Source organism: Burkholderia sp. Bp8963 (genome assembly GCF_003854275.1).
Lineage (GTDB): Bacteria > Pseudomonadota > Gammaproteobacteria > Burkholderiales > Burkholderiaceae > Burkholderia.
Map to the genome: position 1 here is coordinate 1 of NZ_QTQP01000010.1, position 15,625 is coordinate 15,625.

10 protein-coding genes and 1 tRNA gene are annotated in these 15,625 nt (G+C 62.2%); all 11 read left to right on the plus strand.

The window, feature by feature from the left end; all coding sequences use genetic code 11:
* Window positions 1-1,119, plus strand: a 1,119-nt coding sequence (gene tuf / locus DID96_RS10540; RefSeq protein ID WP_124599302.1) for an elongation factor Tu, incomplete at its 5' end; no start/stop codon positions are given.
* Between the two features lie 60 nt (window positions 1,120-1,179).
* Window positions 1,180-1,255: transfer RNA gene (locus DID96_RS10545), tRNA-Trp, on the plus strand.
* 43 nt (window positions 1,256-1,298) lie between these two features.
* Window positions 1,299-1,679 (plus strand): preprotein translocase subunit SecE, encoded by a 381-nt coding sequence (secE, locus tag DID96_RS10550; RefSeq protein ID WP_124599303.1) that lies wholly within the window; start codon window positions 1,299-1,301, stop codon window positions 1,677-1,679.
* Between the two features lies 1 nt (window position 1,680).
* Entirely contained in the window at window positions 1,681-2,238 is a 558-nt protein-coding gene (gene nusG, locus DID96_RS10555; protein ID WP_060001114.1) for a transcription termination/antitermination protein NusG, read from the plus strand.
* A 140-nt stretch (window positions 2,239-2,378) separates the two neighbouring features.
* Complete coding sequence (gene rplK, locus DID96_RS10560) at window positions 2,379-2,810, plus strand: 50S ribosomal protein L11 (RefSeq protein WP_006753591.1); 432 nt, start codon at window positions 2,379-2,381, stop codon at window positions 2,808-2,810.
* Window positions 2,811-3,509, plus strand: a complete 699-nt coding sequence (gene rplA, locus DID96_RS10565; RefSeq protein ID WP_006482906.1) for a 50S ribosomal protein L1 — start codon at window positions 2,811-2,813, stop codon at window positions 3,507-3,509.
* 310 nt (window positions 3,510-3,819) lie between these two features.
* Window positions 3,820-4,317, plus strand: coding sequence for a 50S ribosomal protein L10 (gene rplJ / locus DID96_RS10570; RefSeq protein ID WP_038715103.1), 498 nt, complete (start codon window positions 3,820-3,822; stop codon window positions 4,315-4,317).
* A 63-nt stretch (window positions 4,318-4,380) separates the two neighbouring features.
* Entirely contained in the window at window positions 4,381-4,755 is a 375-nt protein-coding gene (rplL, locus tag DID96_RS10575) for a 50S ribosomal protein L7/L12 (protein WP_011350669.1), read from the plus strand.
* 378 nt (window positions 4,756-5,133) lie between these two features.
* Entirely contained in the window at window positions 5,134-9,240 is a 4,107-nt protein-coding gene (gene rpoB / locus DID96_RS10580; protein ID WP_124599304.1) for a DNA-directed RNA polymerase subunit beta, read from the plus strand.
* A gap of 21 nt (window positions 9,241-9,261) precedes the next feature.
* Complete coding sequence (gene rpoC, locus DID96_RS10585) at window positions 9,262-13,515, plus strand: DNA-directed RNA polymerase subunit beta' (protein WP_124599305.1); 4,254 nt, start codon at window positions 9,262-9,264, stop codon at window positions 13,513-13,515.
* A gap of 236 nt (window positions 13,516-13,751) precedes the next feature.
* Window positions 13,752-15,599 (plus strand): DNA helicase RecQ, encoded by a 1,848-nt coding sequence (recQ, locus tag DID96_RS10590; RefSeq protein WP_124599306.1) that lies wholly within the window; start codon window positions 13,752-13,754, stop codon window positions 15,597-15,599.
* Window positions 15,600-15,625 lie beyond the last annotated feature (26 nt).

The following is a 15,625-nucleotide window of genomic DNA, read 5'->3' on the forward strand; positions in this document are numbered from 1 at the left end:
AAGACGACGCTGACGGCAGCGATCACGACGGTGCTGACGAAGAAGTTCGGCGGCGAAGCGAAGGCATACGACCAGATCGACGCGGCACCGGAAGAAAAGGCGCGCGGCATCACGATCAACACCGCACACGTCGAGTACGAAACGGCTAACCGCCACTACGCACACGTCGACTGCCCGGGCCACGCTGACTATGTGAAGAACATGATCACGGGCGCAGCGCAGATGGACGGCGCGATCCTGGTTTGCTCGGCAGCAGACGGCCCGATGCCGCAAACGCGTGAGCACATCCTGCTGGCGCGTCAGGTTGGTGTTCCGTACATCATCGTGTTCCTGAACAAGTGCGACATGGTGGACGACGCTGAACTGCTCGAGCTGGTCGAGATGGAAGTTCGCGAACTCCTGTCGAAGTACGACTTCCCGGGCGACGACACGCCGATCGTGAAGGGTTCGGCCAAGCTGGCGCTGGAAGGCGACACGGGCGAGCTGGGCGAAGTGGCGATCATGAACCTGGCAGACGCGCTGGACACGTACATCCCGACGCCGGAGCGCGCGGTTGACGGTGCGTTCCTGATGCCGGTGGAAGACGTGTTCTCGATCTCGGGTCGCGGCACGGTGGTGACGGGTCGCGTCGAGCGCGGCATCGTGAAGGTCGGTGAGGAAATCGAAATCGTCGGTATCAAGCCGACGGTAAAGACGACCTGCACGGGCGTGGAAATGTTCCGCAAGCTGCTGGACCAGGGTCAGGCAGGCGACAACGTCGGTATCCTGCTGCGCGGCACGAAGCGTGAAGACGTGGAGCGCGGCCAGGTTCTGGCAAAGCCGGGTTCGATCACGCCGCACACGCACTTCACGGCTGAAGTGTACGTGCTGAGCAAGGACGAAGGCGGCCGTCACACGCCGTTCTTCAACAACTACCGTCCGCAGTTCTACTTCCGTACGACGGACGTGACGGGCTCGATCGAGCTGCCGAAGGACAAGGAAATGGTGATGCCGGGCGACAACGTGTCGATCACGGTGAAGCTGATTGCGCCGATCGCGATGGAAGAAGGTCTGCGCTTTGCAATCCGCGAAGGCGGCCGCACCGTCGGTGCTGGCGTCGTCGCCAAGATCATCGAGTAAGCCAGTTATTCGTTGATCGACAGTTTTGGGGCTGGCGCCAGCCGGCCCCAACAATGGTCTAGGGGTATAGCTCAACTGGCAGAGCGTCGGTCTCCAAAACCGAAGGTTGGGGGTTCGATTCCCTCTGCCCCTGCCAAAAAATAGCCACGTGTCCAGCGTGGCGTTTGTTTTAAGGTGTTATGGCGAATCCATCCGTCGAAACTGTAAATACCTCCGGCGATAAGCTGATGCTGGCCCTGGGCGTATTGTTGGTGTTGGCCGGATTCGTGGGCTTCTTCTGGCTCGGTGGCCAGCAATGGTATGTCCGCGGTGCCGCATTGGCGGTAGGTTTGATCGCCGGCGTGGCCGTCGGGCTGATGTCCGCGCCTGGCAAGAGCCTGATCGCTTTTGCCAAGGATTCGTACAAGGAAGTCCGGAAGGTCGTTTGGCCCACCCGCAAGGAAGCAACGCAAACCACACTCGTCGTGTTCGGTTTCGTGCTCGTGATGGCAATTTTCCTCTGGTTGAGCGACAAATCCATCGAGTGGGTGATTTTCTCGGCGATTCTGGGTTGGAAATGATATGAGCGATATTCCGGCATCCCCGAGCGGAAAGCGTTGGTACGTAGTGCACGCCTACTCCGGCATGGAGAAGAGCGTGCAACGTGCGCTTCAGGAGCGCATCGAACGTGCTGGCATGCAGGACAAATTCGGTCAGATCCTGGTTCCGACCGAAGAAGTGGTCGAAGTCAAAGGCGGCCACAAGGCTGTGACAGAGCGTCGTTTCTTCCCCGGCTACGTGCTGGTGGAAATGGAAATGACGGACGAAACGTGGCACCTCGTGAAGAATACCGCGAAGGTCACCGGTTTCGTCGGCGGTGCGCGTAACCGCCCGACGCCGATTTCCCCCAAGGAAGTCGAGAAGATCATGTCGCAGATGCAGGAAGGCGTCGAGAAACCGCGCCCCAAGACCTTGTTCGAGGTCGGCGAGATGGTGCGGGTCAAGGAAGGCCCGTTCACGGACTTCAATGGCACCGTCGAAGAAGTGAACTACGAAAAATCGCGTGTGCGTGTGTCGGTCACGATCTTCGGTCGCGCTACGCCGGTCGAACTCGAATTCGGCCAGGTCGAAAAAGTTTGATCCCGATTCGGTGGGCAGCCTCGGCTGCCCACCTTCGCGCTTACGGCCCGCGTCATGGCTGTTGAGGAGCGTCAGTAGCCAGCGGCGAACGCGCGTTATCACTCACCGAACGCCGCTTGGCGTTCCAACGAGGTTTTCAAATGGCAAAGAAGATTGTCGGCTTTATCAAGCTGCAGATTCCTGCAGGTAAAGCCAACCCGTCGCCGCCGGTCGGTCCGGCACTGGGCCAGCGCGGCCTGAACATCATGGAGTTCTGCAAGGCGTTCAACGCGCAGACTCAAGGCATGGAGCCGGGTCTGCCGGTGCCGGTGGTCATCACGGCATTCGCTGACAAGAGCTTCACGTTCGTGATGAAGACGCCGCCGGCGACCGTCCTGATCAAGAAGGCGGCGAAGGTGGACAAGGGCTCGAGCAAGCCGCACACCGACAAGGTCGGTTCGATCACGCGCGCTCAAGCTGAAGAAATCGCGAAGACCAAGATGCCGGACCTCACGGCAGCTGACCTGGACGCAGCCGTTCGCACCATCGCTGGTAGCGCACGCTCGATGGGCATCACCGTGGAGGGTGTGTAAATGGCTAAGATCTCCAAGCGCCGTCAGGCATTTGCCGCCAAGGTCGACCGTCAGAAGCTGTACGCGATCGAAGACGCTCTGTCGCTCGTGAAGGAATGCGCAAGCGCGAAGTTCGACGAGTCGATCGACGTTGCGGTCCAGCTCGGCATCGATGCAAAGAAGTCGGACCAGGTCGTTCGTGGTTCGGTCGTTCTGCCGGCCGGTACGGGCAAGTCGGTTCGCGTTGCCGTGTTCGCGCAAGGCGAGAAGGCTGAGCAAGCACGTGCAGCTGGCGCGGAAATCGTCGGTATGGAAGACCTGGCAGAGCAGATCAAGGCTGGCCAGATGGACTTCGATATCGTGATCGCTTCGCCGGACACGATGCGTATCGTCGGTACGCTGGGTCAGATCCTCGGCCCGCGCGGCCTGATGCCGAACCCGAAGGTCGGCACCGTGACGCCGGACGTCGCGACCGCCGTCAAGAACGCGAAGGCTGGTCAGGTCCAGTTCCGCGTCGACAAGGCCGGTATCATCCACGCGACGATCGGCCGTGCATCGTTCGAGCCGACCGCGCTGCGTTCGAACCTGTCGGCGCTGATCGAAGCGCTGCAGAAGGCGAAGCCGGCAACGAGCAAGGGCGTGTACCTGCGCAAGATCGCACTGTCGAGCACGATGGGCGTCGGCGTGCGTGTCGACCAAGCTACGCTGGCCGCGCAGTAAGCAAGAATTCGGGCCGCTTCGCATCGCGCAGCGGCCCTAAAGGGCTTTGGGCGGTTGTTCGTGCAGTTGGGCGGGCAACCGGTTATCAAAGACCGTTGGTGGGAGAGCAGCAGTCAGGCGATCCCTTAATTCAAGCCAACGCAGATGGCGAACCCGAAAAAGTTTTGCAGTGGTGAAGCCGCAGGCCGCGAAGCGATTCGCGGCGTGAGGTGGAAATACTCCTAACGAGGTCGGACGCCGTTGTTGAACGAGGTACGTGAGGTTTCGGCCATGCCGGCCGCGCCGAACGTATCGTTTCTGGAGGCTAACCGTGCCGCTTAATAGAGAAGACAAGCAAGCCGTCGTCGCTGAGGTTGCCGCGCAAGTCGCGAAGGCCCAGACCGTTGTGCTGGCTGAGTATCGTGGAATTGCGGTTGGCGATCTGACCAAGCTGCGCGCGAAAGCGCGTGAGCAACAGGTTTACCTGCGCGTTCTGAAGAACACGCTGGCGCGTCGCGCCGTTGAAGGTACGCCGTTTGCTCCGCTGGCAGAGCAGATGACTGGCCCCCTGATCTACGGCATCTCGGAAGATGCAATTGCTGCTGCGAAGGTCGTCAACGACTTCAGCAAGAGCAATGACAAGTTGGTCATCAAGGCTGGTTCGTTCGATGGCAAGGTGATGGACAAGGCTGGCGTGCAAGCGCTGGCAAGCATCCCGAGCCGTGAAGAACTGCTCTCGAAGCTGCTGTTCGTTATGCAATCGCCTGTTTCCGGCTTTGCGCGCGCTCTGGCCGCGCTGGCTGAGAAGAAGCAAGCCGAAGCTGCGTAATCGAACGTGCATCAGCGTCACTGATCGCTGGCTGTATCCGTATTCAATTTAGGAGTATTTCAAATGGCAATCGCAAAAGAAGACATCCTGGCAGCAGTCGAAGGGATGACCGTTCTGGAACTGAACGAACTGGTCAAGGCGTTCGAAGAGAAGTTTGGCGTGTCGGCAGCTGCTGTTGCAGTCGCTGGCCCGGCAGGCGGCGGCGCTGCTGCTGCTGCTGAAGAGCAGACCGAATTCACGGTCATGCTGCTCGAAGCAGGCGGCAACAAGGTTGCAGTCATCAAGGCAGTTCGCGAACTGACGGGCCTGGGCCTGAAGGAAGCGAAGGACCTGGTTGACGGCGCACCGAAGCCCGTCAAGGAAGCAGTGCCGAAGGCTGCTGCTGACGAAGCCAAGAAGAAGCTGGAAGACGCAGGCGCGAAGGCCGAAATCAAGTAAGTTTCGACGCGCTGTGCGAAGGCTGGCGGTATTTCCACCGCCGGCCTTTTTGTGCTTTGTGGGGACGTTATTCTGGCACTCTTTCGGGAGCCCGAATAATCACCCCCAGAGGCCAAAGATAACCGCCTAATCGTTGTCATTGCATGGCGATTGGCGCTTCTCTTTGTCTTCTGAAGCGACTGCAGAAGGCAAGTTTGGTCGGGTAGCGGGCAACACAGGCATCCGCTGCCGTCAGCCAGCGGTTGGTAGCGGCCAACCACCAAGCTTCTCGGCTCGTTCAAGCCGTCGGACGGCCATCGGGTCTCAGTCGGTGAACACTCGGGTTTGACACGTCCAGGTATTCCGCCTCGATAGCACCCGCCGTGATTCGGAGATCGTATGCAATATTCCTTCACCGAGAAGAAGCGCATTCGCAAGAGTTTCGCGAAGCGCCCCATCGTTCACCAAGTTCCTTTCTTGCTGGCTACCCAGCTTGAATCATTCAGCACGTTTCTGCAAGCCGATGTTCCGATGGCGCAACGCAAGCCTGAAGGTTTGCAAGCCGCTTTCACATCGGTATTTCCCATTGTTTCGCACAATGGTTTTGCGCGTCTCGAGTTCGTGAGCTACGCGCTGTCCTCGCCGGCGTTCAACATCAAGGAATGCCAGCAGCGAGGCTTGACGTACTGCTCCGCGCTGCGCGCGAAGGTGCGCCTCGTCATCCTCGACAAGGAATCGCCGAACAAGCCGGTCGTCAAGGAAGTGAAGGAGCAGGAAGTGTACATGGGCGAAATTCCGCTCATGACGCCGACGGGCTCGTTCGTCATCAACGGCACCGAGCGTGTGATCGTCTCGCAGCTGCACCGTTCGCCGGGCGTGTTCTTCGAGCACGACAAGGGCAAGACGCACAGCTCGGGCAAGCTGCTGTTCTCGGCACGGATCATTCCGTACCGCGGCTCGTGGCTCGACTTCGAATTCGATCCGAAGGACATCCTGTACTTCCGCGTCGACCGCCGCCGCAAGATGCCGGTCACGATCCTGCTGAAGGCGATCGGCCTCACGCCGGAACAGATCCTCGCGAACTTCTTCGTGTTCGACAACTTCACGCTGATGGACGAAGGCGCGCAACTCGAGTTCGTGCCGGAGCGCCTGCGCGGTGAAGTCGCGCGTTTCGACATCACGGACCGTGACGGCAAGGTCATCGTCCAGAAGGACAAGCGGATCAACGCGAAGCACATTCGCGATCTCGAAGCTGCGAAGACCAAGTACATTTCGGTGCCGGAAGACTACCTTCTCGGCCGCGTGCTGGCGAAGAACGTCGTCGACGGCGATACGGGCGAAGTGATCGCGAACGCGAACGAAGAGATCACGGAAAGCGTGCTCGACAAGCTGCGCGACGCGGGCATCAAGGACATCCAGACGCTCTACACGAACGACCTGGACCAGGGCCCGTATATCTCGTCGACGCTGCGTGTCGACGAAACGGCCGACAAGACGGCCGCGCGCATCGCGATCTACCGCATGATGCGTCCGGGCGAGCCGCCGACCGAAGAAGCGGTCGAGGCACTGTTCAACCGCCTGTTCTACAGCGAAGAAGCGTACGACCTGTCGAAGGTCGGCCGTATGAAGTTCAACCGCCGCGTCGGCCGTGACGAGATCACCGGCCCGATGACGCTGCAGGACGACGACATCCTCGCGACGATCAAGATCCTCGTCGAACTGCGCAACGGCAAGGGCGAAGTGGACGATATCGACCACCTCGGCAACCGTCGTGTGCGTTGCGTCGGCGAACTGGCGGAAAACCAGTTCCGTGCCGGCCTCGTGCGTGTCGAACGCGCGGTCAAGGAACGCCTCGGCCAGGCCGAAAGCGAAAACCTGATGCCGCACGACCTGATCAACTCGAAGCCGATTTCGTCGGCGATCCGCGAGTTCTTCGGTTCGTCGCAGCTGTCGCAGTTCATGGACCAGACCAACCCGCTGTCGGAAATCACGCACAAGCGCCGTGTTTCCGCACTGGGCCCGGGCGGTCTGACGCGCGAGCGCGCGGGCTTCGAAGTCCGTGACGTGCACCCGACCCACTACGGCCGCGTGTGCCCGATCGAAACGCCGGAAGGTCCGAACATCGGTCTGATCAACTCGCTCGCGCTGTACGCGCACCTGAACGAGTACGGCTTCCTCGAGACGCCGTACCGCAAGGTCGTGGACAGCAAGGTGACCGACCAGATCGATTACCTGTCGGCGATCGAAGAAGGCCGCTACATGATCGCGCAGGCGAACGCCGCGATCGACGAAACCGGTACGCTGATCGACGAACTCGTGTCGTCGCGTGAAGCCGGCGAAACGATGATGGTCACGCCGGACCGTATCCAGTACATGGACGTCGCGCCGTCGCAGATCGTGTCGGTTGCAGCCTCGCTGATTCCGTTCCTCGAGCACGACGACGCGAACCGCGCACTGATGGGCTCGAACATGCAGCGTCAGGCCGTGCCGTGTCTGCGTCCGGAGAAGCCGGTCGTCGGTACGGGCATCGAGCGCACCTGCGCGGTCGACTCGGGCACGACGGTTCAGGCGTACCGTGGTGGCGTCGTCGACTACGTCGACGCAGGCCGTATCGTGATTCGCGTGAACGACGACGAAGCAGTCGCGGGTGAAGTCGGTGTCGACATCTACAACCTGATCAAGTACACGCGTTCGAACCAGAACACGAACATCAACCAGCGTCCGATCGTGAAGATGGGCGACAAGGTCTCGCGCGGCGACGTGCTGGCCGACGGCGCCTCGACAGACCTGGGCGAGCTCGCGCTCGGCCAGAACATGCTGATCGCGTTCATGCCGTGGAACGGCTACAACTTCGAAGATTCGATCCTGATCTCGGAGAAGGTGGTTGCGGACGATCGCTACACGTCGATCCACATCGAAGAGCTGAACGTCGTTGCACGCGACACGAAGCTCGGGCCGGAAGAAATCACGCGCGACATCTCGAACCTGGCAGAAGTCCAGCTCGGCCGTCTCGACGAATCGGGCATCGTGTACATCGGTGCGGAAGTCGAAGCGGGCGACGTGCTGGTCGGCAAGGTCACGCCGAAGGGCGAAACCCAGCTGACGCCGGAAGAGAAGCTGCTGCGCGCGATCTTCGGCGAGAAGGCATCGGACGTGAAGGACACGTCGCTGCGCGTGCCGTCGGGCATGAGCGGTACCGTGATCGACGTCCAGGTCTTCACGCGTGAAGGCATCCAGCGCGACAAGCGTGCGCAACAGATCATCGACGACGAACTGAAGCGCTACCGTCTCGACCTGAACGACCAGCTGCGCATCGTGGAAGGCGACGCGTTCCAGCGTCTCGCACGCATGCTCGTCGGCAAGGTCGCGAACGGCGGTCCGAAGAAGCTCGCGAAGGGCACGAAGATCGACCAGGCTTACCTGGAAGACCTCGACCACTACCACTGGTTCGACATCCGCCTGGCGGACGACGAGGCAGCGGTTCAGCTCGAAGCGATCAAGAACTCGATCGAAGAGAAGCGTCACCAGTTCGACCTCGCGTTCGAAGAGAAGCGCAAGAAGCTCACGCAAGGCGACGAACTGCCGCCGGGCGTGCTGAAGATGGTCAAGGTGTACCTCGCGGTGAAGCGCCGCCTGCAGCCTGGCGACAAGATGGCAGGCCGTCACGGTAACAAGGGTGTCGTGTCGAAGATCGTTCCGATCGAAGACATGCCGTACATGGCCGATGGCCGTCCGGCAGACGTCGTGCTGAACCCGCTCGGCGTGCCGTCGCGGATGAACGTGGGTCAGGTTCTGGAAGTGCACCTCGGCTGGGCCGCGAAGGGTCTCGGCTGGCGTATCGGCGAAATGCTGCAGCGTCAGGCGAAGATCGAGGAACTGCGCATCTTCCTGACGAAGATCTACAACGAGTCGGGCCGCGCGGAAGATCTGGAAAGCTTCAGCGACGACGAGATCCTCGAACTGGCGAAGAACCTGCGCGAAGGCGTGCCGTTCGCCACGCCGGTGTTCGACGGTGCGACCGAAGAAGAAATGGCGAAGATGCTCGACCTGGCATTCCCGGACGAGATCGCCGAACAGCTCGGCATGAACCCGTCGAAGAACCAGGTTCGTCTGTACGACGGCCGCACGGGTGAAATGTTCGAACGTCGCGTGACGCTCGGCTACATGCACTACCTGAAGCTGCACCACTTGGTCGACGACAAGATGCACGCGCGTTCGACGGGCCCGTACTCGCTCGTCACGCAGCAGCCGCTGGGTGGTAAGGCGCAGTTCGGTGGCCAGCGTTTCGGTGAAATGGAAGTGTGGGCACTCGAAGCGTACGGCGCGTCCTACGTGCTGCAGGAAATGCTGACGGTGAAGTCGGACGACGTGAACGGCCGTACCAAGGTTTATGAAAACCTGGTCAAGGGCGATCACGTGATCGACGCCGGCATGCCGGAATCCTTCAACGTGCTGGTGAAGGAAATCCGCTCGCTCGGTATCGACATCGATCTCGACCGCAATTAATCGGACTACGGAGAGAAAGCAATGAAAGCTCTGCTCGATCTATTCAAGCAAGTCCAACAGGAAGAAGTTTTCGACGCGATCAAGATCGGTCTGGCCTCGCCGGACAAGATCCGTTCGTGGTCGTTCGGCGAAGTGAAGAAGCCGGAGACCATCAACTACCGTACGTTCAAGCCGGAACGCGATGGTCTCTTCTGCGCGAAGATCTTCGGGCCGATCAAGGACTACGAGTGCCTGTGCGGCAAGTACAAGCGCCTGAAGCACCGTGGCGTGATCTGCGAGAAGTGCGGCGTCGAAGTGACGCTGGCGAAGGTGCGCCGCGAGCGCATGGGCCACATCGAGCTGGCCTCGCCGGTCGCGCACATCTGGTTCCTGAAGTCGCTGCCGTCGCGTCTGGGCATGGTGCTCGACATGACGCTGCGCGACATCGAGCGCGTGCTGTACTTCGAAGCGTACGTGGTGATCGAACCGGGCATGACGCCGCTGAAGGCGCGGCAGATCATGACCGAAGAGGATTACTACAACAAGGTCGAGGAATACGGCGACGAATTCCGTGCCGAGATGGGCGCGGAAGGCGTGCGTGAACTGCTGCGCGCGATCAACATCGACGAGCAGGTCGAGACGCTGCGCACCGAGCTGAAGAACACCGGCTCGGAAGCGAAGATCAAGAAGTACGCGAAGCGCCTGAAGGTCCTCGAGGCATTCCAGCGCTCGGGCATCAAGCCCGAGTGGATGATCCTCGAAGTGCTGCCGGTGCTGCCGCCGGAACTGCGTCCGCTCGTGCCGCTGGACGGCGGCCGTTTCGCGACGTCGGACCTGAACGACCTGTACCGCCGCGTGATCAACCGTAACAACCGGTTGAAGCGTCTGCTCGAGCTGAAGGCGCCGGAAATCATCGTCCGCAACGAAAAGCGGATGCTGCAGGAAGCCGTCGACTCGCTGCTCGACAACGGCCGCCGCGGCAAGGCGATGACGGGCGCGAACAAGCGTCCGCTGAAGTCGCTCGCCGACATGATCAAGGGCAAGGGCGGTCGTTTCCGTCAGAACCTGCTCGGTAAGCGTGTCGACTACTCGGGCCGTTCGGTGATCGTGGTCGGCCCGACGCTGAAGCTGCACCAGTGCGGCCTGCCGAAGCTGATGGCGCTCGAGCTGTTCAAGCCGTTCATCTTCAACAAGCTGGAAGTGATGGGCGTTGCGACGACCATCAAGGCTGCGAAGAAGGAAGTCGAGAACCAGACGCCGGTCGTGTGGGACATCCTCGAAGAGGTGATCCGCGAACATCCGGTGATGCTGAACCGTGCGCCGACGCTGCACCGACTCGGTATCCAGGCGTTCGAGCCGGTGCTGATCGAAGGCAAGGCAATCCAGCTGCACCCGCTCGTTTGCGCGGCGTTCAACGCCGACTTCGACGGTGACCAGATGGCCGTTCACGTGCCGCTGTCGCTCGAAGCGCAGATGGAAGCGCGCACGCTGATGCTCGCGTCGAACAACGTGCTGTTCCCGGCCAACGGCGATCCGTCGATCGTGCCGTCGCAGGATATCGTGCTGGGTCTGTACTACGCGACCCGCGAAGCGATCAACGCGAAGGGCGAAGGCCTGTCGTTCACGGGCGTGTCGGAAGTGCTGCGCGCATACGAGAACAAGGAAGTCGAGCTCGCATCGCGCGTCAACGTGCGGATCACCGAAATGGTGCGCAACGAGGACACGTCGGAAGGCGCGCCGGAGTTCGTGCCGAAGATCTCGCTGTACGCGACGACCGTCGGCCGCGCGATCCTGTCGGAGATCCTGCCGCACGGCCTGCCGTTCTCGGTGCTGAACAAGCCGCTGAAGAAGAAGGAAATCTCGCGCCTGATCAACACGGCGTTCCGCAAGTGCGGTCTGCGCGCGACGGTGGTGTTCGCCGACCAGCTGATGCAGTCGGGCTTCCGTCTCGCGACGCGCGCCGGCATCTCGATCTGCGTCGACGACATGCTCGTGCCGCCGCAGAAGGAAACGATCGTCGGCGACGCCGCGAAGAAGGTGAAGGAGTACGACCGCCAGTACATGTCGGGTCTCGTCACCGCGCAGGAACGCTACAACAACGTGGTCGACATCTGGTCGGCGACGTCGGAAGCGGTCGGCAAGGCGATGATGGAGCAGCTGTCGACGGAGCCGGTGACGGACCGCGACGGCAACGAGACGCGCCAGGAATCGTTCAACTCGATCTACATGATGGCCGACTCGGGCGCCCGGGGTTCGGCGGTGCAGATTCGTCAGCTGGCCGGTATGCGCGGCCTGATGGCGAAGCCGGACGGCTCGATTATCGAGACGCCGATTACCGCGAACTTCCGCGAAGGCCTGAACGTGTTGCAGTACTTTATCTCGACCCACGGTGCACGTAAGGGTCTGGCTGATACGGCACTGAAGACTGCTAACTCGGGTTACCTGACGCGTCGTCTCGTCGACGTCACGCAGGATCTGGTCGTGGTCGAGGACGATTGCGGCACGTCGAACGGCGTCGCGATGAAGGCGCTGGTCGAAGGCGGTGAAGTCGTCGAAGCGCTGCGCGACCGTATCCTCGGCCGCGTCGCGGTGGCGGACGTCGTGAATCCGGAAACGCAGGAAACACTGTACGAATCGGGCACGCTGCTCGACGAAACGGCGGTCGAGGACATCGAACGTCTCGGCATCGACGAAGTGCGCGTGCGCACGCCGCTGACCTGCGAAACGCGTTACGGCCTGTGCGCAGCCTGCTACGGCCGCGACCTCGGCCGCGGCTCGCTCGTGAACGTCGGCGAAGCAGTCGGCGTGATCGCCGCGCAGTCGATCGGTGAACCGGGCACGCAGCTGACGATGCGTACGTTCCACATCGGTGGTGCGGCATCGCGTGCGGCAGTGGCTTCGTCGGTCGAAGCGAAGAGCAACGGTATCGTGCGTTTCACGGCGACGATGCGTTACGTCACCAACGCGAAGGGCGAGCAGATCGTCATCTCGCGTTCGGGCGAAGCGCTGATCACCGACGATTTCGGCCGCGAGCGCGAGCGTCACAAAGTGCCGTACGGCGCGACGCTGCTGCAGCTCGATGGCGCGACCATCAAGGCCGGCACGCAGCTCGCGACGTGGGACCCGATGACGCGTCCGATCATCACCGAGTACGGTGGTACGGTGAAGTTCGAGAACGTCGAGGAAGGCGTGACCGTCGCGAAGCAGATCGACGACGTGACCGGTCTGTCGACCCTCGTCGTGATCGACGTGAAGCGTCGCGGTTCGCAGGCGTCGAAGAGCGTGCGTCCGCAGGTGAAGCTGCTCGACGCGAACGGCGAGGAAGTGAAGATCCCGGGCACGGAACACGCGGTGCAGATCGGCTTCCAGGTCGGCGCACTGATCACCGTGAAGGACGGTCAGCAAGTGCAGGTGGGTGAAGTGCTGGCACGTATCCCGACCGAAGCGCAGAAGACGCGTGACATTACCGGCGGTCTGCCGCGGGTGGCGGAACTGTTCGAAGCGCGTTCGCCGAAGGATGCGGGCATTCTCGCGGAAGTCACCGGCACGACGTCGTTCGGCAAGGACACGAAGGGCAAGCAGCGTCTCGTCATCACGGATCTCGAGGGCAACCAGCACGAGTTCCTGATCGCGAAGGAAAAGCAGGTGCTGGTCCACGATGCTCAGGTCGTCAACAAGGGCGAAATGATCGTGGACGGCCCGGCCGATCCGCACGACATCCTGCGTCTGCAGGGTATCGAGGCGCTGTCGCGCTACATCGTCGACGAAGTGCAGGACGTGTACCGACTGCAGGGCGTGAAGATCAACGACAAGCACATCGAGGTGATCGTTCGCCAGATGCTGCGTCGTGTGCAGATCACCGACAACGGCGATACGCGCTTCATCCCGGGTGAACAGGTCGAGCGTTCGGACATGCTGGACGAGAACGATCGCATGATCGCCGAGGACAAGCGTCCGGCGTCGTACGACAACGTGCTCCTCGGTATCACGAAGGCGTCGCTGTCGACCGACTCGTTCATCTCCGCGGCATCGTTCCAGGAAACGACCCGCGTGCTGACCGAAGCGGCGATCATGGGCAAGCGCGACGATCTGCGTGGCCTGAAGGAAAACGTGATCGTCGGCCGTCTGATTCCGGCCGGTACGGGTCTCGCGTTCCACAAGGCACGCAAGGCGAAGGAATCGTCGGATCGCGAGCGTTTCGACCAGATCGCAGCGGAAGAAGCGTTCGACTTCGGTACGCCGAGCACGCCGAGCACGCCTGCGGAAGAGCCGCAACAGCATCCGGCAGCCGAGTAAGGCCTGGCGGCGCGAGCCGCCTCGCTACGCTGTCGCTGAAACCGCCCAGTTTCGACTGGGCGGTTTTTTTTGTCCGTCGTTCATGCGCATGACGGGCTTGCAACGGCGCCTGCCGCAGGCCCGTCATGCGTATGAACGGAACCCGTCCGGATGGCCAACGTTGCGCGATTCGCCGCGCGACTCGCGAGCGGGTTGTTAAAATCCGGGTCATCGTTTTGCCGCCCTCGTTCTCATTCATGTCCCGCGCCCTCGAAATCCTCGACGAAGTCTTTGGTTATTCCGCGTTTCGCGGCCAGCAGGGCGAGATCGTCGAGCACGTCGCCGGTGGCGGCGATTGCCTCGTGCTGATGCCGACGGGCGGCGGCAAGTCGCTGTGCTACCAGATTCCCGCGCTGCTGCGCCGCGAGGCCGGGCAGGGCGCCGGCATCGTCGTGTCGCCACTGATCGCGCTGATGCAGGACCAGGTCGCCGCGCTCTCGGAAGTCGGCGTGCGCGCCGCCTACCTGAACTCGACGCTGTCCGGCGCCGAGGCCGCAGCCACCGAGCGCGCGTTGCGCGAAGGCGAGATCGACCTGCTGTACGTCGCACCCGAGCGGCTGATGACCGCGCGCTTCCTCGACCTGCTCGAGCGCGCGAAGATCGGCCTGTTCGCAATCGACGAGGCGCATTGCGTGTCGCAATGGGGGCACGACTTCCGCCCGGAATACATCCAGCTGTCGGTGTTGCACGAGCGCTTCCCCGCGGTGCCGCGCATTGCGCTGACCGCGACCGCCGATGCGATCACGCGCGACGAGATCGTCCACCGCCTTGCGCTCGACGACGCGCGCGTGTTCGTGTCGAGCTTCGACCGGCCGAACATCCGCTACCGGATCGTCGAGAAGGACAACGCGCGCGCGCAGCTGCTCGATTTCATCCGCGCCGAGCACACGAACGCGGACGGCACGACCGACGCTGGCGTCGTGTACTGCCTGTCGCGCCGCAAGGTCGAGGAAACTGCCGAGTGGCTGAAGGCGCAGGGCGTGCGTGCGCTGCCTTACCACGCGGGCATGGAGTTCGAGGTGCGCCAGAAGCACCAGGAAATGTTCCAGCGCGAAGAGGGCATCGTGATGTGCGCGACGATCGCGTTCGGGATGGGGATCGACAAGCCGGACGTGCGCTTCGTCGCGCACCTCGACCTGCCGAAGAGCGTCGAGGGCTATTACCAGGAAACCGGCCGCGCAGGCCGCGATGGCCTGCCCGCGAATGCGTGGATGGCGTACGGCCTCGGCGACGTCGTCCAGCAGCGCAAGATGATCGACGAGTCCGAAGCGGACGACGCGCACAAGCGCGTGCAGACGTCGAAGCTCGACGCGTTGCTCGGTTTGTGCGAGACGATCTCGTGCCGCCGCGTGCGCCTGCTGAACTATTTCGGCGAGGCGAGCCAGCCATGCGGTAACTGCGACACCTGCCTCGAGCCGCCCGATTCGTGGGATGCAACCCGCGAGGCCCAGATGGCGCTGTCGTGCGCGTTCCGCGCGCAGCGCGCGAGCGGCTTCAACTTTGGCGCGAGCCACCTGATCGAAATTCTGCGCGGCAGCCGTAACGAGAAGATCCTGCAGCGCGGTCACGACACGCTCAGCACGTTCGGCATCGGCGCGTCATTGTCGGAGCCGGAATGGCGGGCGATCTTCCGTCAGCTCGTCGCGTACGGCTTTCTGGCCGTCGACCACGGCGGCTTCGGCGCGCTTGTGCTGACCGAGGCCGCGAAACCTGTGTTGAAGGGGGCGGAGAAGGTTACCCTGCGGCGCTACGTGAAGCCGCAGCGCACGCGGCAGTCGTCGAGCCGCAGCGGCACGCGGGTCGATCCGACGGCCGGCATGGGCACGCGCGAACGCGCGCGCTGGGACGCCCTGCGCGCATGGCGCGCGGAGACGGCCAAGGCCGACGGCGTGCCGGCCTACGTGATCTTTCACGATGCGACCCTCGCCGAGATCGCGCGCAACGCGCCAGAATCGATCGACGATCTGCGCCACATTCCAGGGATGGGCATCCGCAAGCTCGAGCGCTTCGGCGACGAGATCATCGACGTCGTCGAATCTGCCTGACGACGGCTTTCCGGTCTGCCTGCAGT

Bases quoted from the DNA above. Each gene is read 5' to 3' on its own strand.
- secE (WP_124599303.1), top strand. From the start codon at position 1,299: ATGGCGAATCCATCCGTCGAAACTGTAAATACCTCCGGCGATAAGCTG.
- nusG (WP_060001114.1), top strand. From the start codon at position 1,681: ATGAGCGATATTCCGGCATCCCCGAGCGGAAAGCGTTGGTACGTAGTG.
- rplK (WP_006753591.1), top strand. From the start codon at position 2,379: ATGGCAAAGAAGATTGTCGGCTTTATCAAGCTGCAGATTCCTGCAGGT.
- rplA (WP_006482906.1), top strand. From the start codon at position 2,811: ATGGCTAAGATCTCCAAGCGCCGTCAGGCATTTGCCGCCAAGGTCGAC.
- rplL (WP_011350669.1), top strand. From the start codon at position 4,381: ATGGCAATCGCAAAAGAAGACATCCTGGCAGCAGTCGAAGGGATGACC.
- rpoB (WP_124599304.1), top strand. From the start codon at position 5,134: ATGCAATATTCCTTCACCGAGAAGAAGCGCATTCGCAAGAGTTTCGCG.
- rpoC (WP_124599305.1), top strand. From the start codon at position 9,262: ATGAAAGCTCTGCTCGATCTATTCAAGCAAGTCCAACAGGAAGAAGTT.
- recQ (WP_124599306.1), top strand. From the start codon at position 13,752: ATGTCCCGCGCCCTCGAAATCCTCGACGAAGTCTTTGGTTATTCCGCG.